The organism is Roseovarius sp. MBR-6 (genome assembly GCF_040547525.1).
Classification (GTDB): Bacteria; Pseudomonadota; Alphaproteobacteria; order Rhodobacterales; family Rhodobacteraceae; genus Roseovarius.
In genome coordinates this window covers 1-19,087 of sequence record NZ_JBEPPW010000006.1, presented here as the reverse complement: position 1 = coordinate 19,087, position 19,087 = coordinate 1, and the positions used below count along the sequence as shown (strand labels likewise).

The following is a 19,087-nucleotide window of genomic DNA, read 5'->3' as shown; positions in this document are numbered from 1 at the left end:
CCATGGCCCGACAACCAGACCCCAAGCCCGCGACGCGTGCGCCCTTGACCTCTGTCGAAGTGGCCGCTGCGGTGCTGTCGATCATGTGGCTGGCCGGATCCGCGCTGTGGTTTCTCGCGCTGGCCCCGAGGGGGCCGGACGGTGGCGCGGCGCTGCATTTCGTGACGGTGCTCATCGCCATATTCATGCCGGTGGCCTTGCTCTGGGTGGGGGCCACCGCCGCCCGCGCCAGCCGCACCATGCGCGAGGAGAGCGCGCGCCTGCGCGCCGCCATAGACGGTATCCGCGACGCCTATATCGCGCAAAATCAATCTCTTGGTGCCACCGTGGACAAGATCGTGGCGCAAAAACTTGATGAGATCGTCGCCGCGCAGCGCAAGACAGAAACCGCGCTGGCGACGTTTTCCTCGGTGCGGGTGCATCAAACCGAGGCACGCCCCGTGCGCCCTGCGCCGCCTCCGCCTGTCGCCCTCGGCGATCAGGTGGCGCTGCCGCTCGGCACCCCGATGGAGGAGGTCACGCCCCCGCTGGAGCGCCCCGATTTCATCCGCGCGCTGAATTTTCCCGAAAGCCCCGAGGACAAGGCCGGGTTCACCGCGCTGCGCCGCGCGCTCAAGGACCGCCCCACCGCGCAACTCATCCGCGCCGCGCAGGACGTGCTCACGCTGCTGTCGCAGGACGGCATCTACATGGACGATCTTCGTCCCGACATGGCCCGCCCCGAAATCTGGCGACGCTTCGCCGCCGGAGAGCGCGGGCGCACCATCGCCGCGCTCGGCGGGATCCGGGATCGCTCGTCGCTGGCGCTGACGGCGGCGCGCATGAAGCAGGACACGATTTTCCGCGACGCGGCGCATCATTTCCTGCGGCTTTTCGACCGGATGATCTCTCAATTCGCCAAGACGGCTTCGGATGCCGAACTCTCGGAGCTCTCCGACACCCGCACCGCGCGCGCCTTCATGCTGCTCGGGCGGGTGGCGGGCACGTTCGACTGAACGCGGTTCAGCCTTGGCGCTTTTCCAGCACGAGGAATGTCATCATGCCCATCGGCGGCAGATCGCGCCGGTCGACCACTTTGAGCAAGGCTTCGCGCAGCACCGTTTCGATCTCGAAGTCCGAATGCCAGCCCAGCACCCGCTCGAGCGGGGCCGCCGCGCGGGCCAGACCGGCCCAGACCCCGCGCTCGTGCTTGAAATGGTTGGTGATGACGACCTGCCCGCCGGGGCGCAGCACGCGGGCGATCTCGGCCATCACGCGCTCGGGTTCGGGCACGACCGACAGCACATGCATTGCCGCGACGGTATCGAAACTTGCATCGGGGAAATCGAGCTTGCGCGCGTCCATCCGCCGCAGCGCCGCGACATTGGCCAGCCCCAGCCGCGCCACCCGCCCGCGCGCCTTGCGCAGCATCGCGGGGCTGTAATCCACGCCGGTCACGCGCAGATGCGGGCCGTAGGTTTCCAGCGAAAGGCCCGTGCCGACCCCCACCTCGAGCACATCGCCGCCGCGCGCGTTGATATGCGCCACCGCCGCGCGCCGCCCTTGATTGGTGATCTTGCCGAAGGTCGCATCATAGACCGGGGCCCATCTTGCATATGAATTGCGGACGGCATCAAGCTCCATCGTTTCTGACCTCACTTGTTTCTCGGATACCACACCAGCGCCGCCCAGATCACCATGGCGATATAGGCAAGACAAAGAACGATCAGCGCGCCCCATGTGAAAATCACCAACGCGGCAGCGACACAGGCAAAGCCCAAGAGGAAGAACTTGACGTTCTCGCGCGAGATCCGCGTCTTCTTGAACGACCAGACCGGCACCGGCGAGATCATCAGAAGGCCGACCCCCGCCATGTAAATCCCGACCAGCGCGGCGGGCGGATGCGACATGCCCGGCAGGGCGAAGGTGACGAACATCGGCAGCATCGCCAGAAGCGCCCCCGCAGGCGACGGCAGGCCGGAGAAATAGGCGCCCGATCCGCCCTTGGCCCCCTCTTCGCGCGCGCTTACGTTGAACCGCGCCAGCCGCATCACGCAGCAGACCGCGAAGAACAACACCGCGATCCAGCCCGCGTGCCGCGCGTCCTGCAAACCCCAGTAATAGATGACCAGCGGGGCGGCGACGCCGAAATTGAGGAAATCCGCCAGCGAATCAAGCTCGGCCCCCATGGCCGACGTGCTGCGCAACAGCCGCGCCAGCCGCCCATCGAGCCCGTCAAGCACCGCCGCGATCAGCAGAAGCTGCACCGCGCGCACATAATCGCCCTGCACCCCCAACCTGATCGCCGTGATCCCGGCGCAGATCGCCGCCACGGTGAGCATGTTGGGCAAAAGCTGCGCGAGCGTGACCTCCTTGCGGGGCGGGCGCGGCGTCTCGGTCATGCGGTCAACTCCGCGATCACCGACTCGCCTGCCACCATCGTCTGTCCCACCCGCACCAGCGGCGTGACGCCTTCGGGCAGGTAGACATCGAGCCGAGAGCCGAAGCGGATCAGCCCAAACCGTCCCCCGCGCGCCACGCTTTCGCCCTCGCGCACGAAACAGACGATCCGTCGCGCCACCAGCCCCGCGATCTGCACCACCGGCAACAGGCGGCCATCGGACATCTCGATGACGATGCCGTTGCGCTCGTTATCCTCGCTGGCCTTGTCCAGCGAGGCATTGAGGAATTTGCCCGGGCGATAGGCGATCTTCGTGACCGTGCCCTCAACCGGCGCGCGGTTCACATGGCAGTTGAACACCGACATGAACACGCTCACCCGCGTGAGCGGCACATCGGGCAGGCCCAGTTCCGCAGGCGGCGCCACCTGTTCGATCAGCGACACGATCCCGTCGGCGGGGCTGATGATCAGGCCCGGACGCGCGGGCGTCACGCGCTCGGGGTCGCGGAAGAAATAGTAGCACCACACTGTCAGGCCCGCACCCAGCCAGCCCAGCGGCTCCCAGATCAGGAACAGGACCAGCGTGATCGCCGTGAAAACGCCGACAAACTTGCGCCCTTCCGGGTGCATCGGCTTGATGAATGTCTCGTGCATCTTCATGGGCGTCGGTCCTCTGCGGTCGATGGTTCATCGCCTAAGCCCCCTGCCCGTTCAATGCAAGGTGACACCTTTTCAACGCAGCGCGCGCATGGCACCCTCTGGCGCATGAAAGAGCACATCACCTCCCCCGACGGCACCAAGGCAAGCCGCTTTGCCTTTGGCACGATGCAATTCGGCGGCAAGGCCGACGAGGCCGCCTCAAAGGCCATGTTCGAGGCCTGCCTTGCGGCAGGCATCACCCATTTCGACACCGCGCATATCTATACCGACGGCGCGTCCGAGACGATCCTGGGTCGCCTCGCCGCCCCTGTGCGGGACCGTCTGGTGATCGCCACCAAGGTCGGGCACGCATCCGGGGCCAGCCGCGCCACCATGCTGGCGCAGTTCGACGCCTCGCGCCGCCGCCTCGGCATGGACCGGGTAGAGGTGCTCTATCTCCACCGGTTCGACCCCGACACCCCGCTCGAAGAGACGATGGAGACCTTCGCGGAGTTGCGCCAGCGCGGCCAGATCGACCATGTCGGCCTGTCGAATTTCGCCGCCTGGCAGGTGATGAAGGCCGCCTGCATCGCCGAACGGATGGGCCTTGCCATTTCGATCCTGCAACCGATGTTCAACCTCGTGAAACGTCAGGCCGAGGTCGAGATCCTGCCCATGGCGCAGGCCGAGGGGATGGTCGCGGCCTGCTATTCGCCGCTTGCGGGCGGGCTTCTGACCGGGAAATACGCGCGTGGCGAGGGCGGGCGGATCACCGAAAACCGGATGTATGCGGCGCGCTACGCAGGCGATCACCTGCACCGGGCCGCCGCCGATCTGGCGACGATTGCCAGGGAGGTGGGGACCGATCCCGCCACGCTCGCCGTGGCATGGGTGGCGCGGCATCCGCTCGGCGCGGTGCCGATCATCTCGGGCTCCGCGCCCGCGCAGCTTGGCCCGTCGCTGGCCGCGCTCGATTTCGATATGGACCCGGCGCTCTTTAACCGGCTCTCGGCGCTCATTCCCGCGCCGCCCCCCGCCACCGACCGAACGGAGGAGGTCTGATGCCGCGCCGTCTCAACCTGCCCGACAGCGCCTCGATCGCCGAGGGGGAGACGGGCGGCAAGCTTTTCGCGCCCTCCGCCGCGCGCAATGCCGAGGCGATCACAGAGGCGCTTGCCGCCATCGCCCCCGCGACCGGCCCCGCGCTGGAGATTGCAAGCGGCACCGGCCAGCATGTGGTGGGTTTCGCGCGCGCCCTGCCCCGCCTTGTCTGGCAACCAACCGAGATCGACCCCGTGCGCCGCGCCAGCATCGACCTTCATGTGGCAGAGGCCGCGCTGCCCAATCTGCGCGCGGCCATCGCCCTTGACGCCACCGCGCCGGGCTGGGGGGCGGTGCATCCCGGTCAGGCGCTCATCGTGCTGGTCAACCTGCTGCATCTCATCAGCACCGGGGAGGCACGGACCCTGATCGCGGAAGCCGCTCAGGCGCTTGGCCCCGGTGGGCGGTTCGTGCTCTACGGCCCGTTCCTGAGGGACGGCACGGCCACATCCGAAGGCGACGCGCGCTTTCACGCCAGCCTTGTCGCTCAGGACCCCGAAATCGGCTACAAGGACGTGGCCGATGTCACGGACTGGTTGCGCGCGGCCGGTCTGATGCCGCAAGCACCGCGCGACATGCCCGCCAACAACCTTCTTCTCGCCGCGCGCCACTGCGCCTGATCTGGATCAAGGCCCCGTGCCGCCGCCGGTGGTTTCTGCAACGGCAGGATCACGCAGGCAAAAGGACGCGGAGATGAACTGGCAAGACACGATTGACGGCCAAAGAACCGAATTGCGCGCGCTCAACGCGCTTATCCCCGAAACGGCCCGTGCCTTCGGGGGCCTCGGCAAGGCGGTCAAGGAAGGCGGCACGCTCGACGTCAAGACCAAGGAGTTCCTCGCGCTCGGCATGTCCATCGTGATCCGCTGCGAGCCCTGCATCGGGCTGCATGTCGAGGCGCTGCTGCGCGCCGGGGCCACCCGCGAGGAAGTGGGCGACGTTCTGGCAATGTCGATCCAGATGGGGGGCGGCCCGGCAATGATGTATGCCGCCCACGCGCTGGCCTGTTTCGACGAATTGTCGGCCAGGGGCTGAGCGCGGCGCGCGAAATCTGCTGACCGGTCCGCAAGAGGTGTTTAGGATGGGTCTCAGGCCCCAAGCCCGGAGACCCCCACCGATGCTGCGTATCCTGTCCGTCTGCCTGTTGCTTGCCGCTCTGCCCGCGCTGGCGGCGAGCCGCTTCGGCGATTACGACCCGGTGGATTTCGGCCCGCGCGGCCCTGCCAGCTATCCGGTCCATGGCATCGACGTGGCGCGCTTTCAGAACGAGATCGACTGGCGGCGGATGGCGGTCTCGGGAGTGGCCTTTGCCTTCATCAAGGCGACCGAGGGCGGGGACCTCAAGGATCCGCAGTTCGACCGCAACTGGCAATTGGCCGCGCGTCATGGCGTGCCGCGCGGGGCCTACCACTTCTATTATTTCTGCACGGCACCGGAGGTGCAGGCGCAATGGTTCATCCGCAACGTGCCGCGCAGGGGCAAGATGCTGCCACCCGTGCTCGATCTGGAATGGAACCCGTTCTCACCCACCTGCACGGTGCGCCCGCCGGGGGCGGAGGTGCGCAGGCAGGCGGAAATTTTCCTTGATATCGTCGAGCGGCATTACGGCCAGCGCCCGATCATCTACACCACGCCGGAATTCTACGCACAGACCGGCATCGGGCAGGTGCGGGCGGAATTCTGGTTGCGCGCAGTCGCAAAAACCCCCGATCAGATCTATCCGGGTCAGCCTTGGGTGTTCTGGCAATATACCGGCACCGGGATCGTGCCGGGGGTGGAAGGCGGCGTCGATATCAACGTCTTTCGCGGGTCGGAGGGCGCGTGGCGCAGGTGGTTGCGCCAGCATGAAAAATAAGGGGGCACCCGACGGCACCCCCTACCTGGCTCATCCATCCTTGCGGATGGTCTCGTTCCTCGGATCATAGGGGCTGTCGCAGGTGACGGTCGCATCCCAGAGCCGGTCGAGCATCTTGACCTTGAGCCTTGTGCCCTCGACCGCCAGTTCAGGCCGGACATAGCCCATGCCGATGGATTTGCCGAACGCCACCGAATAGCCGCCAGAGGTGAGGCGGCCCACCCGCTCGCCCTCGGGGGTGTAAAGCACCTCGCGGCCCCAGGGATCGGCATCTTCGGGCCCGTCGATCAGCAGCGTGCAGCATTTGGAGCGCACACCCGTTGCCACCAGCCCGGCCTTGCCGCGGAACTCTTTCTCAAGGTCCACGAAGCGGGGCAGATCGGCCTCCAGCGGCGTGGCGTCGCGGCCCAATTCATTGCCAAAGGCGCGATAGCTTTTCTCCTGCCGCAGCCAGTTCTGCGCGCGCGCGCCCACCAGCTTCATGCCATGCGCCTCGCCCGCCTTTTCCAGCAGGTCGAAAAGATAGGTCTGCATCTCGATGGGGTGGTGCAATTCCCAGCCCAATTCGCCGGTATAGGCCACGCGGATGGCATTCACGGGGCACATGCCCAACTCGATCCGCTGTGCGGAAAGCCAGGGGAAGCGCTTGTTGGACAGCGCGGTTGCCGGGTCGGCATCCTTGATCACCTCGCGCAGAACATCGCGCGATTTCGGCCCGGCGATGGCGAAAACGCCCCATTGGGTCGTGACATCCTGAATCTCGATATAGCCGAACTCGGATGCCATGTCCTCGGCCGATTTGCGCAGGTAATCGGCATCGTATTCCGTCCAGGCCCCGGCGGAGACGAGGTAATATTCGTGCTCTTTCAGGCGCACGATGGTGTATTCCGTCCGCGTCGTGCCGTGATCGGTGAGCGCATAGGTCAGGTTGATGCGGCCCACGCGTGGCAGCTTGTTGCAGGTGAACCAGTCGAGGAACGCGGTCGCCCCCGGCCCTTTGACCATATGCTTGGAAAAGGCGGTGGCGTCGATCAGGCCCACGCCCTCGCGGATCGCGCGTGCCTCTTCCACCGCATATTGCCACCAGCCGCCGCGCCGAAAGCTGCGGGCGTCGTGGTCGAAGTTTTCCGGTGCATCGAGCGGCCCGTAATAGTTGGGGCGTTCCCAGCCATTCACAAAACCGAACTGCGCGCCGCGCGCCTTTTGGCGCCCGTAGGCGGGCGAGGTGCGCAAGGGGCGGCAGGCGGGGCGTTCTTCATCCGGGTGATGCAGGATATAGACGTGATCGTAGCACTCTTCGTTCTTGCGCGCCGCAAACTCGGTCGTCATCCAGTTTGACGAATAGCGCTTGGGATCAAGGCTCGCCATGTCGATCTCGGCCTCGCCATTGACCATCAGTTGCGCGAGGTAATAGCCCGTGCCGCCCGCCGCCGTGATGCCAAAGCTGAAGCCCTCGGCCAGCCACATGTTGCGCAAGCCCGGCGCGGGGCCGACCAGCGGGTTGCCATCGGGCGTGTAGCAGATCGGGCCGTTGAAATCATCCTTGAGGCCCGACTCCTCGCAGGACGGAATACGGTGGATCATCGCCATGTATTGCTCTTCGATCCGCTCCAGCGCCAGCGGGAAGAGGTCGGCGCGAAAGCTGTCGGGCACGCCATATTCAAAGCAGGCGGGGGCGTTCTTCTCGTAAACGCCCAAGATCCAGCCGCCACGCTCTTCGCGCACATAGCTCTGCGCGTCGGCGTCGCGGATGACGGGATGTTCCCGACCGCCACCCGCGCGATACGCGACCAATGCCGGGTCCTGATCCATCACGATGAACTGGTGTTCCACCGGGATAGCGGGGATCTTGATGCCCAGCTTTTTCGCGGTGGTCTGGGCATGGTTGCCGCTGGCGGTCACGACATGTTCGGCGGTGATGGTGATCTGCTCGTCAGAGGCGACGAGGTTGCCCCCCCGTTCCACCATCTTCGTGCAGGTGACGTCCCAATGGGTGCCATTCCAGTGAAACGCATCGGCCTGCCACTTGCGCTCGATCATCACGCCGCGCTGGCGCGCGCCCTTGGCCATCGCCTGCGTCACGTCGGCGGGATTAATGTAGCCGTCGGTGTTGTGGTAAAGCGCGCCTTTCAGGTCCTCGGTGTTGATCAGCGGCCAGCGCGCCTTGATCTCGTCGGGCGTCAGCCACTCGTAGGGCACGCCGCATGTCTCGGCGGTCGAGGCGTAGAGCATGTATTCGTCCATGCGCTCTTGCGTCTGGGCCATCCGCAGGTTGCCCACAACGGCGAACCCGGCATTGAGCCCTGTCTCGGCCTCCAGCGTCTTGTAGAACTCGACCGAATACTTGTGGATATGGGTCGTGGCAAAGGACATGTTGAAGAGCGGCAGAAGCCCCGCCGCGTGCCATGTGGAGCCGGAGGTCAACTCGTCGCGCTCCAAGAGCATGACATCGTCCCAGCCCGCGCGGGCCAGATGATAGGCGATGGAGGTTCCGACGGCCCCGCCGCCGACGACGAGGGCTTTGACCGATGTTTTCATGTGCGCCGACTCCGTTCAGGCATTTCCCCGGATGTTTACCAGTCCTGCCAGACGGCGCGAAGCCCATCCGACCCAACGCAGTCCGAAAGCGACGCAGCGGCGGGATTTGCGCGGCAAAACATGGGGTGTGGATATTCCCCGCGCGGCTTGATAGCGTGCGCCGCATCGCAGAATACCCCAGAGGCTCCGCCATGAGCGCCACCGCCCGCAAATCCGCCCCCCTCCCCGATGATATCCGGGCGATGAAGGGCGGTGCGCCCATCGTCAGTCTGACCGCCTATACCACGCCGATGGCGCGGATGATGGATGCCGCGTGCGACTTTGTCCTCGTCGGTGACAGCGTCGGCATGGTGCTCCACGGCCTGCCCTCGACGCTGGGCGTGACGATGGAGATGATGATCCTGCACGGCAAGGCGGTGGCGCGCGGCCTTTCGCGCGCGATGCTGGTGATCGACATGCCCTTCGGCAGCTACGAGGAAAGCCCGGCGCAGGCGTTCCGCAATGCCGCAACGCTGATGCGCGAAACCGGCGCGGCGGCGGTCAAGCTCGAAGGCGGGCGGCACATGGCCGAGACGATTGCCTTTCTCGTGACCCGCGGCGTGCCGGTGATGGCGCATATCGGCCTCACGCCGCAATCGGTCAACACGCTGGGGGGCTACAAGGTGCAGGGGCGCGGGGCCGCCGCCGAGGCGCTTCTCTCGGACGCGCGCGCCGTGGCCGGGGCGGGGGCCTTCTCGGTGGTGCTCGAAAAACTGCCCTCAGGCCTTGCCCAACGGATCACCGCCGAGATACCCATTCCCACCATCGGCATCGGCGCGGGCGCGGGTTGTGACGGGCAGATCCTTGTCGTCGATGACATGCTGGGCCTTTTCACCGCGTTCAAGCCCAAATTCGTCAAACGCTATGCCAGCCTGGGACAGGATGGCGAGGCGGCCATTGCCGCCTATGCCGAGGAGGTGCGCGCGCGCAGCTTTCCCGCGCCCGAGCACGGCTTTGCCGACGAGGCACCACGGTGAGCGCGCCGATCCTGCGCCGCCTTGATGATCTGCGCGCCGCCACCCGCCCCTGGATCCGGGCCGGAGAGCGGATCGGCGTGGTGCCCACCATGGGCGCGCTGCATGACGGGCATCTCTCGCTGGTGGCAGCGGCGAAGGCGGTGTGTGACCGGGTGATCGTGACGATTTTCGTCAACCCCAAGCAGTTCAACAACCCTGCCGATCTTGAAAACTACCCCCGCACCGAGGTTGAGGACGCGCGCAAGCTCGAACGCTTTGGCGTGGATGCGCTCTGGGTGCCGGAGGGCGACCAGATGTATCCCCCCGCCTTTGCCACCACCGTGTCGGTCAGCGGTCTGACGGACGTGATGGAAGGGGCGTGGCGGCCCGGCCATTTCGACGGGGTGGCCACCGTCGTGACCAAGCTTTTTACCCAGACCGCCGCCACGGATGCGTTTTTCGGCGAGAAGGATTATCAACAGCTTCTGGTGGTGCGCCGCATGGCCGCCGATCTTGATCTGCCCGTCACCGTGCATGGCTGTCCGACGATCCGCGACATCGACGGGCTGGCGCTCAGCTCGCGCAACCTGCTCTTGTCGGATCGCGCGCGCACCATGGCCCCGCGCCTGCATGAGGAGATGGAGGCGATCGCCCTTGGGCTGCGCGCGGGCCAACCCTTTTCGCCGCTGCGCGACGCGGCGCTCAGACGGCTGGACAGGGCCGGATTCACCGGGGCCGATTACCTCGATCTGCGCGCGCAGGACGATCTTTCGGCCCTCGACATGCCTGACCGTCCCGCCCGTCTCTTTGCCGCTGCGTGGCTGGCGGGTGTGCGGCTCATCGACAATATCGCCGTCGCCTGAGGCGCCCCTCTCGCCTTCGCCGCAGGGCTGCGCTACACCGGTTTCATGCCAGAGATCGACTCGCTCTTCGTGACCCGCCTCTATCGTGCACGCCTTGGCGCGCACGACCCCGCCATCGACGCGCAAGAGCTTGAGGCGTCATGCTATTCCATCGCCGAGGATGACGAGGCGGGCCAAACCTGGTGCGAGACCGAAGGCTATCCCGGCTATACCTCCTATGCCTCGCTCACCGACCTGCCCTGGCGCTTTCCGATCTTCGCCGATCTGGTCAAGGCACTGGATGCCCATGTCGCGGAATTCGCGCAGGACCTGCAATTCGATCTGGGGGATCAGACGCTCCGGCTTGAAGATATCTGGATCAACATCCTGCCGGAGGGGGGCATGCATTCCAGCCATATCCACCCTCATTCGGTGATTTCCGGCACCACCTATGTGACCATGCCCGAGGGGGCCTCGGCGCTCAAGCTCGAGGATCCGCGCTCGGCCCGGATGATGGCTGCCCCGCCCCGGCGCAAGGATGCGCGGCAGGAGATGCGCGGCTTTGTCTATGTGAAGCCGCAGGTGGGCGACGTGCTCTTGTGGGAATCGTGGCTGCGCCACGAGGTGCCCATGAACATGTCCGAAGAGGACCGCATCAGCGTAAGCTTCAACTACGCCTGGGGCGATTGAGAGGCGGGGTAAAGCGGCTCTCAATGACGAGTTGCCGAGATGCCGCTTGCCAAACCAGAGGACCCTTTCCATATTTGCGGTGGTGGCAGGAGATGTGCATGGCTACGAATCTGAAAAAAACCACGGTGAAGGGCGGTTATCTCGTGCGACACGAGATAACCGGGCGACTGGCCGAGGTCGGCACATCCTCCGTTACGTCGAAATCGGGGGCTAAAACGGCCCAAGTGATAAAGGAAGCTTCGGAGCGGCGAAAGTCCGCGCTGAAGCGGTTGGCTGATCGGTAGCCGACATTACAGGGTGACGCTTGCGGATGCGATCATGGCGCATGACGAGGCGTTGCGATATGGCGGCCTGGGCGGCGTCAGCAACCTCACGCTGATCGAATCCGCCCTGGGCCGTCCCTATTCCGGGTATCACCGACCAATCCACCGAAAATCCGCAGCCTTGCTTGAGAGCATAGTCGGAAACCACGGGTTCGTGGATGGCAACAAACGAACCGCTTGGCTTCTGGTGGAAATCCTGATCGAGCGGAGTGGCTACATGTTGACGATAGATGAAAATGAACCGATAGACGACCTCGTTGTAGGCGTAGCAGATGGGAGCGTCGATTTTGCTGCGCTTTGCGCATGGTTCGAAGAGCGCTTGGTTAAGCTCTGAAGTGGGGGGCGGTTTGCTGGCGAGTGGTTGGGTCTCACTCCATCCGCGTGTCGGTTCAAGACTTTTGGACGCGCCATGAAGCGCCTGCCAACATTACGGAACACCACAAAACCGGCGTGAGCTTCAACTACACCTGGGGCGATTGAGGGGCAGGAGACGGTCATGGATCTGCGCGCGCTCGGCATGGGGCTGGCCTTTGCCCTCATGTGGTCGTCGGCCTTCACCTCGGCGCGGATCATCGTCGCCGCCGCCCCGCCGCTGACGGCGCTTGGTCTGCGCTTCCTCATCTCGGGGCTGCTGGGCATCGCGATTGCGGGATTGCTGGGGCAAAGCTGGCGTCTCACGCGGTCGCAATGGCGCGCCACGATCATCTTCGGGGTGTGCCAGAACGCGCTCTATCTCGGGCTCAATTTCGTGGCGATGCAGACCATCGAGGCCTCGCTCGCCGCCATCATCGCCTCGACCATGCCGCTTCTGGTGGGGTTCTTCGCCTGGGCCTTCATGGGCGAGCGGCTGAGCAAGATCGGGATTATCGGCCTCTTCGCGGGCTTGGGCGGTGTGGCGATCATCATGGGCGCGCGGTTTCAGGGCGGGATGGACCTTTACGGCGTGGGTCTCTGCGTGATCGCGGTCTTTGCGCTGGCCTTTGCCACGCTGTCGGTGCGCGGCGCAGCCTCGGGCGGGAATTTCCTGATGGTGGTGGGCCTTCAGATGATTGTGGGCGCGGCCATCGTCGGGCCGCTGGGCCTCCTGATCGAGCCGCTTGACGTGACATGGAGTTGGACGCTTGTCGCCGCCTTCGCCTACACCACGCTCATTCCCGGCCTTGCCGCCACGCTCGTGTGGTTCCTGCTGGTCGAACGGATCGGGGCCACGCGCGGGGCCACCTTCCATTTCCTCAACCCGTTCTTCGGCGTGGCCATCGCGGCGGCGCTTCTGGGCGAGGCGCTGCGGCTTTGGGACCTGATCGGCGTGCTGGTGATCATGGGTGGCATTCTGGCCGTGCAGCTTTCGCGGCAACGCCGGATTTGAGGCGACCGGGATTTTGAAAAAATCCCGAATCGTTTTCTTTTCAAGAAAACGGACCTAGCCGATGCGCCCGCGCGGCCCCTCGCCCACCTGACCGCGATGCAGGAGCAGGTGATCGAGGATCACGCAGGCCATCATCGCCTCGGCCACCGGCACGGCGCGGATGCCGACGCAGGGGTCGTGGCGGCCCTTCGTGACAACCTCGATGGGCTGACCGTCCACCGTCACCGACCGGCGCGGCGTCAGGATCGAAGAGGTCGGCTTGACCGCGAAGCGCACGACGATCTCCTGTCCGGTCGAAATGCCGCCGAGGATACCGCCCGCATGGTTCGAGCCAAACTCAAGCCCGTCCTCGCCCATGAATATCTCATCGGCATTCTCCGAGCCGCGCAGCCGCGCGGCGGCCATGCCTTCGCCGATCTCGACGCCCTTGACAGCGTTGATGGACATCATCGCGGCCGCGAGATCGGTGTCGAGCTTGCCATAGACCGGCGCGCCGAGGCCCGCAGGCGCGCCGCGCGCCACGACCTCGATCACCGCGCCGACCGAATCGTGATCCTTGCGCAGTTTTTGCAGATAATCCTCCCAAAGGGTTGCCGCCCCGGCATCGGGCAGCCAGAAATCATTGCCCTCGATGGCGTCCCAGTCAAAGCGCGCGCGGTCCAGTTCAAGCTCGCCCATGGCGACCATATAGCCCTTGATCTCCAATCCCGGCACAAGGGACCCAAGCGCCGCGCGCGCCACGCCGCCCGCCGCCACCCGCGCCGCCGTCTCTCGCGCCGAGGAGCGCCCGCCGCCGCGCGGATCGCGCAGGCCGTATTTGAGGTGATAGGTCAGGTCGGCATGGCCGGGCCGGAACGTGCGGGCGATCTCGCCGTAATCGCGTGACCGCTGGTCGGTGTTCTCGATCATCAGTTGGATCGGCGTGCCGGTGGTCTGGCCCTCGTAGACCCCCGACAGGATGCGCACCGCGTCGGGTTCCTGTCGCTGGGTCATGTTCTTGTTCTGGCCCGGACGCCGCTTGTCGAGCCAGTGCTGAAGCATCGCCTCATCAATCGTCACACCCGGCGGGCAGCCATCCACCGTGGCCCCGAGGGCCGGCCCGTGGCTCTCGCCCCATGTGGTGACGCGGAAAAGATGGCCGAAGGTGTTGAGGCTCATGGGCGGGCTCCTTTGGGGATCGTCTAGCCCCGCCCCGCGCCCGCCTCAAGCCAAATTGGCGGGGTTTTGTCGCAAACAGGCGATCCGGCGGTTCGAATCAGGCTAGGCTTTGCGACGCGGACGGGACGGAAAACGACCACTGCAAGCGCCCGACAAAAAATTGGCACATTGGTCTTTCTCTGGTAACAATCGCGACATGTCCGCATGAAAACGACAATGGCGGAACGCCACATCAAGACAGGGAGATTGACATGACCACCACGCAAGAGACCGTTCGTCCGGTCGTCGCGAAACTCGCCGAGGACGCGCGCGCGGGCAAGCTGGACCGGCGCGAGTTCATCGCGCTGGCCTCGACCTTCGGCGCCTCGTCGGCGGCGGCCTACGGCCTTCTGGGGATGGCCGCACCGACGCCCGTGAACGCACAGGAAGGCAAGCGCGGCGGCGTGTTGCGCGTGGCCTCGCGCATCCTGGAGATCACAGACCCGCGCAAGTTCGCCTGGACCGAGCCGGGCAATATCAGCCGCCAGTTCTGCGAACCATTGGTCCGCTGGGCCACCGATTTCAGCTTTCAGCCGATGCTTCTGGAAGGCTGGGAGGTGAGCGATGACGCGAAAACCTACACGCTCAAGGTGCGCCGCAATGCGGTCTGGACCAATGGCGACCAGTTCACCGCCGATGACGTGATCCACAACCTCACCCGCTGGTGCGACAAGACCGTCGAGGGCAATTCCATGGCCTCGCGCATGGGTACCATCATCGACCCCGACACCAACAAGGCGCTTGAGGGCGCGATCGAACGGGTGGATGATTTCACCGTCCGCCTCAACCTGCCCAAGCCCGACATCACGCTCATCGCGGGCATGTCGGATTATCCGGCACTCGTCGTGCATCGCAGCTTTGGCGATGACAGCGATCTGGCCAAATCCCCCATCGGCACCGGCCCGTTCGAGCTTGTCTCCATCGAAATCGGCAACTCCGCCGAGGTCAAGCGCCGCGCGGATGGCAAATGGTGGGGCGGCGATGTCTATCTCGACGGGATTCGCTTCCTCGATTTCGGCACGGATAACGCCTCCATCGTGGCGGCGTTTGATGGTGACGAAATCGACATCAACGATGAATCCACCGCCGATTTCATCGAGGCCTATGACGCGCTCGGCCTGATCAAGCAATCGAAGCCCACGGCCAACACCATCGTCGCGCGGATGCGCATGGACACGCCCCCCTATGACAGCAAGGACTTGCGCAACGCCATCCAACTGGCCTGTGACAACGAGGTGCTGCTGGCCATCTCGATCAACAACGAGGGGATCCCGGCGGAAAACCACCATGTCGCCCCGTTCCACCCGGAATATGCCGAACTACCCAAGGTCGCGCCCGACCCGGCCAAGGCCATCGAAATGGCCCGCGCGGCAGGCCATGCCGAAACCGAGATCGACATCATCTCGATCGACGGCGACTGGCGCACCACGACGACGGATGCCATCGGCGCGCAGTTGCGGCAGGCGGGGTTCAACGTCAAGCGCACGGTGATGCCGGGCAACACCTTCTGGAACGACTGGACGAAATATCCCTTTTCCACAACGAATTGGGGCCCGCGTCCGCTTGGTGTGCAGGTGCTGGCCCTGGCCTATCGCTCGGGCGAGGCGTGGAACGAGAGCGGGCATGAAAACCCGGAATTCGACGCGCTTCTGGCCGAGGCTCTGGGGGTGTTCGACGCCGACAAACGGCGTGAATATTCGGCGAAATTGCAGGCAATGTTGCAAGACAGCGGCGTGATCATCCAGCCGTTCTGGCGTAACCAGGCGCTGCACCATACCGACCGGGTGAAGAACGTGAACGCACATCAGTTCCGCGAGATGCATTACGAGCAAGTCTGGCTCGACGCTTGAGCCGACACGACGGGGCCGCCCTTGCCGGGGCGGCCCCCTACCCCACCAGCATCCGCAATCCCTGCGTCACATCCGAGCGCACGGCAAGGCGCAACCCGGGCTCGTCACCCGCCTTGAGCGCGGCGATCATCAGGCGATGGAAATGCGGCGGGTCCTTCTTGCGCAGCCGCCCGTAGAGCGCGCGCATGGTCGGTCCCAGTTGCAGCCAGACGGTTTCCGCCATGGCCAGCATCGCGGGTGCCTGCGCCCGCAAGTAAAGCGTGCGGTGAAACTCCAGATTTCGACGGATATAGGCCACCGCGTCCTGATGGACGATATCCTCGGCGATCCGGGCGTTGATCGACTGGAGCCGGTCGATCAGCGCCAGATGCGCGCGCGGCAGCGCGCGGCTTGCCAGTTCCACCTCCAGCAGCGAGCGCAGCGCCGCCAGTTCCTCGATCCGCTCGTTGCTCAACTCCGGCGTCGCCACGCGGCCCGAGCTTGACAGCGTGAGCGCCCCTTCGGCGACAAGCCGGCGCAGCGCCTCGCGCGCGGGTGTCATGGACACCTCGTATTCGGCGGCGATGCCGCGCAGCGTCAGCGCCTGACCGGGACCGATCTCGCCATGCATGATGCGGCTCCGCAGCCCGCGATACACGCGGTCATGGGCCATGGGAGAGGGATCGGAGCGCGGCGTGATCAACATCCCTTCATGTGATCACAAATCACGGCCGGGTCAATCGAAACGATACCGGTGCAGGCCTGCGCCTTCGCGCCGAAGCCAGCCGCGCGGTGCCTGATACCCGGGGCAGAGACGCGCCACCAGCGCCCAGAACGCAGGCGAATGGTTCATCTCCGCCAGATGCGCCACCTCATGCGCGGCCACGTAATCGAGAACATCGGGCGGCGCGAGAATGAGCCGCCAGGAATAGCTGAGCGCGCCCCGCGACGAACACGAGCCCCAGCGCGAGCGCGTGTCGCGCAGGCTGAGCCGCGAGAAGCGCCGCCCCAAAAGCCCCGCATAATGATCCGATGCCACTGCCAGCCTGTCCCGTGCCCGCGCGCGCAGCCACGCCTCCAGCCGCCGCGCCAGCACGTCCTCGGGGCCGGGCACCCTCAGGACGCCGTCGCCCGGCACCACCTGCCGCCCGACTGAGGGCTCGATCCGCCGCTCCACGCCTTCGACCGGCAGCACCACGCCCGGCCCCACCATCACCGCCTCGGGCCGCGACGCGAGATGCCCGCGCAGCCAGTCCGCCTTGGTGCGCGCGAATCCGAGCGCCTCCGCCTCGCTGACGCCGCGCGGCACGGTCAGGGTCACCTGACCGTCCAGCCCCGAAACCCGCAGCGATATACGCCTCGCGCGCGCCGACCGCCGCAGGGTGACCGTCACAGGGGGGTTGCCGGGAAGGAAATGTTGGCCCATATGCGCTCCGGGATACAGCCCCGCGACCCGCGCCGCAAAGGCTTTGACACTCGTTCAAGGTTATGGCAGGGGAGCCGGATTGCGTGCAAGCGAGTTGAAAGAGGATCACCCATGCCCAAAGAAGAATGGGGCGTCAAGCGTGTCTGCCCGACGACCGGCAAGCGCTTCTACGACCTGAACAAAACCCCGATCGTCAGCCCCTATACCGGCGAGGTCGTGGAGTTGAGCACCGGAAAAACCCGCTCCATGGCCCCCGATGCCGAGGATGCCGCCACGAAAAAGCTCAAGGCCGCCGCCGTCGGTGATGACGCGGATCTCATCGATGATGACGACGAGGTCGAGGTCGATCTCGACGACGATCTGCTCGACGATGACGAGGATGACGACGTCTCGCTCGACGATATCGCCGATGTGGCCTCGGACGAAGACCTGTAATGCGAAACCGGGCGGGATTTTCCTCTTGATCCCGCCCGCCGCTTTGTCTAATCAGCGGCGCACGGTCCGGACCGGACCGGTATAACGGGGCCTTAGCTCAGCTGGGAGAGCGCTTGCATGGCATGCAAGAGGTCAGGGGTTCGATCCCCCTAGGCTCCACCATCGCCTTACAGATCCGTATGTTGGCTAAACGTCTTAGTGGTGTGACGCGCGAGCTTGTCGCATGATGATGCGAAACGCCGAGAACATCACGGAACGCGTTATCTCGATTCCGCCAACCACTGCAAAAACCCCGTGGTGACAGGCGGAGTCCCGGCTGGCCATACCCACGCGCCAAGGCGCGGGGCAATTGGGAAATGATGCTAATACGGCATAAGAATGCACACCGAATCACAGATCGCTACAATCATAGTATTTTTTCTTATGTATTTCAGTGACTTAAAAGTATAAACTTTGGGCAGACCCCATGAGCATGCACATCTACGGCATAAGCATGCACACCCATGGCAAAGTTTTGCCTAAAGCTCGGGCCAAAAAAAGGCCCGCGAAACGCGGGCCTCGGTCTTCTCTCGACAAATACGATATCAGAGGTCGCGGTCCAGCATATCCATAAGCCTGTCCGGGTCGAAGCTTTCCCGGTAGTCCGGCATGAGAAACGGTGAAAAGCCCGGCGCCAGTCCGTAGATCCGGGAAAATGCCTCAACGAAATGGTTGATGGAAACATTTGCGTCCTCTGTCAGGACGCAGATCGTGAAAGCCTCGATCATCATTTCAATCACAAGACCCCAGCGATAGGCGCAGCCGTGAATAAGTCGCTGGAAGAAGTCCATGTTGGAGAGATCGTCAAAGAAAATGCCGGCCTTTTCTGCATAGCTGTATGCCAGCGCGTTCAGCTCGGGGATGTCCTCGGACGGATTGATCATCTCGAAATGGATCGGCGTGAGAAGGAACCTCAACTGTCGCCGATCCTCCGTCGGGCGATCCTTTTCGATATGCTTCGCAAGCTCGGGCACTCCCGAAAGAATTAGCACCATTGGCCAAGTCCGCTCCTTCAAAAGAGCCTTGAAGCTGTCAAGAACAACGCGGTTTGCAGCCTCCCCGGTATCCGTGAACATGTGCTGGCACTCATCATAATGGATACCCACGACACCTTCCCGCTTGGCCTGTCGAAGAACTTCCCGCCAGATATAGGTCTGATCGCGGCGACCCTCAGCAGGATAGCCAAGAGCCTCCAGCGTGGTGTTTCCGAGCTCCCTCCAAGTCGTCCGGCCCCACAGACTGCAGCTGATGATGCGCCCAGGGCGACCGTCGGGCATGAGAGTGTCTGATGCGTTGAACCTTGAAATAAGCCGGTTGAGCTCGCGCGACTTCCCGACTGCGTATTCCGGGATGATGCGCCCACCGATTCCGATTTGATGCGCCCACCCGTTCCGATTTGATGCGCCCACCGATTCCGGGGGATCCGCCCACC

21 protein-coding genes and 1 tRNA gene are annotated in these 19,087 nt (G+C 64.7%); 14 read left to right on the top strand and 8 right to left on the bottom strand.

Annotated elements, in window-relative coordinates:
• Positions 1-2: 2 nt before the first annotated feature.
• A complete protein-coding gene (locus tag ABIE57_RS09500) occupies positions 3-995 on the top strand; it encodes a hypothetical protein (RefSeq protein WP_354538774.1) in 993 nt (330 codons plus the stop codon).
• 7 nt (positions 996-1,002) lie between these two features.
• On the opposite strand, the gene ABIE57_RS09495 is transcribed toward ABIE57_RS09500, so the two are convergent.
• The 3 genes from ABIE57_RS09495 to ABIE57_RS09485 are packed head-to-tail and all read right to left on the bottom strand — an operon-like array spanning position 1,003 to position 3,040.
• Positions 1,003-1,623: a class I SAM-dependent methyltransferase gene (locus tag ABIE57_RS09495; RefSeq protein WP_354538773.1), complete on the bottom strand. Its 621-nt coding sequence runs from the start codon at positions 1,621-1,623 to the stop codon at positions 1,003-1,005.
• A gap of 11 nt (positions 1,624-1,634) precedes the next feature.
• Entirely contained in the window at positions 1,635-2,381 is a 747-nt protein-coding gene (locus tag ABIE57_RS09490) for a CDP-alcohol phosphatidyltransferase family protein (protein WP_354538772.1), read from the bottom strand.
• Complete coding sequence (locus ABIE57_RS09485) at positions 2,378-3,040, bottom strand: phosphatidylserine decarboxylase (protein ID WP_354538771.1); 663 nt, start codon at positions 3,038-3,040, stop codon at positions 2,378-2,380. The genes ABIE57_RS09490 and ABIE57_RS09485 overlap by 4 nt, the downstream gene beginning before the upstream one ends.
• 105 nt (positions 3,041-3,145) lie before the next feature.
• On the opposite strand from ABIE57_RS09485, the gene ABIE57_RS09480 reads away from it, so the two are divergent.
• The 4 genes from ABIE57_RS09480 to ABIE57_RS09465 all read left to right on the top strand — a co-directional run bounded on the left by ABIE57_RS09480 (position 3,146) and on the right by ABIE57_RS09465 (position 5,975).
• The gene (locus tag ABIE57_RS09480; RefSeq protein WP_354538770.1) at positions 3,146-4,081 is read left to right on the top strand and encodes an aldo/keto reductase; all 936 of its coding nucleotides are present in this window, start codon (positions 3,146-3,148) and stop codon (positions 4,079-4,081) included.
• The gene (locus ABIE57_RS09475; RefSeq protein WP_354538769.1) at positions 4,081-4,740 is read left to right on the top strand and encodes a DUF938 domain-containing protein; all 660 of its coding nucleotides are present in this window, start codon (positions 4,081-4,083) and stop codon (positions 4,738-4,740) included. Before ABIE57_RS09480 ends, ABIE57_RS09475 begins: the two co-directional genes overlap by 1 nt.
• A 73-nt stretch (positions 4,741-4,813) precedes the next feature.
• Positions 4,814-5,155: a carboxymuconolactone decarboxylase family protein gene (locus ABIE57_RS09470; protein ID WP_354538768.1), complete on the top strand. Its 342-nt coding sequence runs from the start codon at positions 4,814-4,816 to the stop codon at positions 5,153-5,155.
• An 82-nt stretch (positions 5,156-5,237) separates the two neighbouring features.
• A complete protein-coding gene (locus ABIE57_RS09465) occupies positions 5,238-5,975 on the top strand; it encodes a glycoside hydrolase family 25 protein (RefSeq protein WP_354538767.1) in 738 nt (245 codons plus the stop codon).
• A 30-nt stretch (positions 5,976-6,005) separates the two neighbouring features.
• Here ABIE57_RS09465 and ABIE57_RS09460 read toward each other — a convergent pair whose 3' ends face one another.
• Complete coding sequence (locus ABIE57_RS09460; RefSeq protein ID WP_354538766.1) at positions 6,006-8,513, bottom strand: GcvT family protein; 2,508 nt, start codon at positions 8,511-8,513, stop codon at positions 6,006-6,008.
• A 191-nt stretch (positions 8,514-8,704) separates the two neighbouring features.
• Between ABIE57_RS09460 and panB the strand changes: the two genes are divergently transcribed.
• The 6 genes from panB to ABIE57_RS09430 all read left to right on the top strand — a co-directional run bounded on the left by panB (position 8,705) and on the right by ABIE57_RS09430 (position 12,729).
• The gene (gene panB / locus ABIE57_RS09455; protein ID WP_354538765.1) at positions 8,705-9,529 is read left to right on the top strand and encodes a 3-methyl-2-oxobutanoate hydroxymethyltransferase; all 825 of its coding nucleotides are present in this window, start codon (positions 8,705-8,707) and stop codon (positions 9,527-9,529) included.
• Positions 9,526-10,371 carry a pantoate--beta-alanine ligase gene (gene panC, locus ABIE57_RS09450; protein WP_354538764.1) on the top strand — a complete coding sequence of 282 codons (846 nt, stop codon included), beginning with the start codon at positions 9,526-9,528 and terminating at the stop codon, positions 10,369-10,371. Before panB ends, panC begins: the two co-directional genes overlap by 4 nt.
• Before the next feature lie 45 nt (positions 10,372-10,416).
• Positions 10,417-11,040, top strand: coding sequence for a 2OG-Fe(II) oxygenase family protein (locus tag ABIE57_RS09445; protein WP_354538763.1), 624 nt, complete (start codon positions 10,417-10,419; stop codon positions 11,038-11,040).
• Between the two features lie 98 nt (positions 11,041-11,138).
• Positions 11,139-11,324 carry a hypothetical protein gene (locus ABIE57_RS09440; protein ID WP_354538762.1) on the top strand — a complete coding sequence of 62 codons (186 nt, stop codon included), beginning with the start codon at positions 11,139-11,141 and terminating at the stop codon, positions 11,322-11,324.
• Between the two features lie 34 nt (positions 11,325-11,358).
• Complete coding sequence (locus ABIE57_RS09435) at positions 11,359-11,697, top strand: type II toxin-antitoxin system death-on-curing family toxin (protein ID WP_354538761.1); 339 nt, start codon at positions 11,359-11,361, stop codon at positions 11,695-11,697.
• A gap of 162 nt (positions 11,698-11,859) precedes the next feature.
• Positions 11,860-12,729 carry a DMT family transporter gene (locus ABIE57_RS09430; RefSeq protein WP_354538760.1) on the top strand — a complete coding sequence of 290 codons (870 nt, stop codon included), beginning with the start codon at positions 11,860-11,862 and terminating at the stop codon, positions 12,727-12,729.
• Between the two features lie 54 nt (positions 12,730-12,783).
• Here the strand turns inward: ABIE57_RS09430 and aroC are convergent, their stop codons facing one another.
• Positions 12,784-13,887, bottom strand: a complete 1,104-nt coding sequence (gene aroC, locus ABIE57_RS09425; protein ID WP_354538759.1) for a chorismate synthase — start codon at positions 13,885-13,887, stop codon at positions 12,784-12,786.
• A 251-nt stretch (positions 13,888-14,138) separates the two neighbouring features.
• On the opposite strand from aroC, the gene ABIE57_RS09420 reads away from it, so the two are divergent.
• Positions 14,139-15,776: an ABC transporter substrate-binding protein gene (locus ABIE57_RS09420; protein ID WP_354538758.1), complete on the top strand. Its 1,638-nt coding sequence runs from the start codon at positions 14,139-14,141 to the stop codon at positions 15,774-15,776.
• A gap of 37 nt (positions 15,777-15,813) precedes the next feature.
• On the opposite strand, the gene ABIE57_RS09415 is transcribed toward ABIE57_RS09420, so the two are convergent.
• Both ABIE57_RS09415 and ABIE57_RS09410 read right to left on the bottom strand, forming a co-directional pair.
• Positions 15,814-16,461: a GntR family transcriptional regulator gene (locus ABIE57_RS09415; RefSeq protein WP_354538757.1), complete on the bottom strand. Its 648-nt coding sequence runs from the start codon at positions 16,459-16,461 to the stop codon at positions 15,814-15,816.
• Positions 16,462-16,491: 30 nt separating this feature from the next.
• On the bottom strand, positions 16,492-17,181 hold the full coding sequence (locus ABIE57_RS09410; protein ID WP_354538756.1) for a M48 family metallopeptidase: 690 nt from the start codon (positions 17,179-17,181) through the stop codon (positions 16,492-16,494).
• A gap of 111 nt (positions 17,182-17,292) precedes the next feature.
• Between ABIE57_RS09410 and ABIE57_RS09405 the strand changes: the two genes are divergently transcribed.
• Together ABIE57_RS09405 and ABIE57_RS09400 are read left to right on the top strand one after the other, a co-directional pair.
• The gene (locus tag ABIE57_RS09405; protein ID WP_354538755.1) at positions 17,293-17,616 is read left to right on the top strand and encodes a TIGR02300 family protein; all 324 of its coding nucleotides are present in this window, start codon (positions 17,293-17,295) and stop codon (positions 17,614-17,616) included.
• An 86-nt stretch (positions 17,617-17,702) separates the two neighbouring features.
• Positions 17,703-17,778, top strand: a tRNA-Ala gene (locus ABIE57_RS09400).
• 422 nt (positions 17,779-18,200) lie between these two features.
• On the opposite strand, the gene ABIE57_RS09395 is transcribed toward ABIE57_RS09400, so the two are convergent.
• Positions 18,201-19,087, bottom strand: an 887-nt coding sequence (locus tag ABIE57_RS09395) for an AAA family ATPase (RefSeq protein WP_354538754.1), incomplete at its 5' end; no start/stop codon positions are given.

Excerpts from the sequence above, each read along its gene's own strand:
- ABIE57_RS09500 (WP_354538774.1), top strand. The coding sequence starts at position 3 with ATGGCCCGACAACCAGACCCCAAGCCCGCGACGCGTGCGCCCTTGACC.
- ABIE57_RS09495 (WP_354538773.1), bottom strand. The coding sequence starts at position 1,623 with ATGGAGCTTGATGCCGTCCGCAATTCATATGCAAGATGGGCCCCGGTC.
- ABIE57_RS09490 (WP_354538772.1), bottom strand. The coding sequence starts at position 2,381 with ATGACCGAGACGCCGCGCCCGCCCCGCAAGGAGGTCACGCTCGCGCAG.
- ABIE57_RS09485 (WP_354538771.1), bottom strand. The coding sequence starts at position 3,040 with ATGAAGATGCACGAGACATTCATCAAGCCGATGCACCCGGAAGGGCGC.
- ABIE57_RS09480 (WP_354538770.1), top strand. The coding sequence starts at position 3,146 with ATGAAAGAGCACATCACCTCCCCCGACGGCACCAAGGCAAGCCGCTTT.
- ABIE57_RS09475 (WP_354538769.1), top strand. The coding sequence starts at position 4,081 with ATGCCGCGCCGTCTCAACCTGCCCGACAGCGCCTCGATCGCCGAGGGG.
- ABIE57_RS09470 (WP_354538768.1), top strand. The coding sequence starts at position 4,814 with ATGAACTGGCAAGACACGATTGACGGCCAAAGAACCGAATTGCGCGCG.
- ABIE57_RS09465 (WP_354538767.1), top strand. The coding sequence starts at position 5,238 with ATGCTGCGTATCCTGTCCGTCTGCCTGTTGCTTGCCGCTCTGCCCGCG.
- ABIE57_RS09460 (WP_354538766.1), bottom strand. The coding sequence starts at position 8,513 with ATGAAAACATCGGTCAAAGCCCTCGTCGTCGGCGGCGGGGCCGTCGGA.
- panB (WP_354538765.1), top strand. The coding sequence starts at position 8,705 with ATGAGCGCCACCGCCCGCAAATCCGCCCCCCTCCCCGATGATATCCGG.
- ABIE57_RS09445 (WP_354538763.1), top strand. The coding sequence starts at position 10,417 with ATGCCAGAGATCGACTCGCTCTTCGTGACCCGCCTCTATCGTGCACGC.
- ABIE57_RS09440 (WP_354538762.1), top strand. The coding sequence starts at position 11,139 with ATGGCTACGAATCTGAAAAAAACCACGGTGAAGGGCGGTTATCTCGTG.
- ABIE57_RS09435 (WP_354538761.1), top strand. The coding sequence starts at position 11,359 with ATGGCGCATGACGAGGCGTTGCGATATGGCGGCCTGGGCGGCGTCAGC.
- ABIE57_RS09430 (WP_354538760.1), top strand. The coding sequence starts at position 11,860 with ATGGATCTGCGCGCGCTCGGCATGGGGCTGGCCTTTGCCCTCATGTGG.
- aroC (WP_354538759.1), bottom strand. The coding sequence starts at position 13,887 with ATGAGCCTCAACACCTTCGGCCATCTTTTCCGCGTCACCACATGGGGC.
- ABIE57_RS09420 (WP_354538758.1), top strand. The coding sequence starts at position 14,139 with ATGACCACCACGCAAGAGACCGTTCGTCCGGTCGTCGCGAAACTCGCC.
- ABIE57_RS09415 (WP_354538757.1), bottom strand. The coding sequence starts at position 16,461 with ATGTTGATCACGCCGCGCTCCGATCCCTCTCCCATGGCCCATGACCGC.
- ABIE57_RS09410 (WP_354538756.1), bottom strand. The coding sequence starts at position 17,181 with ATGGGCCAACATTTCCTTCCCGGCAACCCCCCTGTGACGGTCACCCTG.
- ABIE57_RS09405 (WP_354538755.1), top strand. The coding sequence starts at position 17,293 with ATGCCCAAAGAAGAATGGGGCGTCAAGCGTGTCTGCCCGACGACCGGC.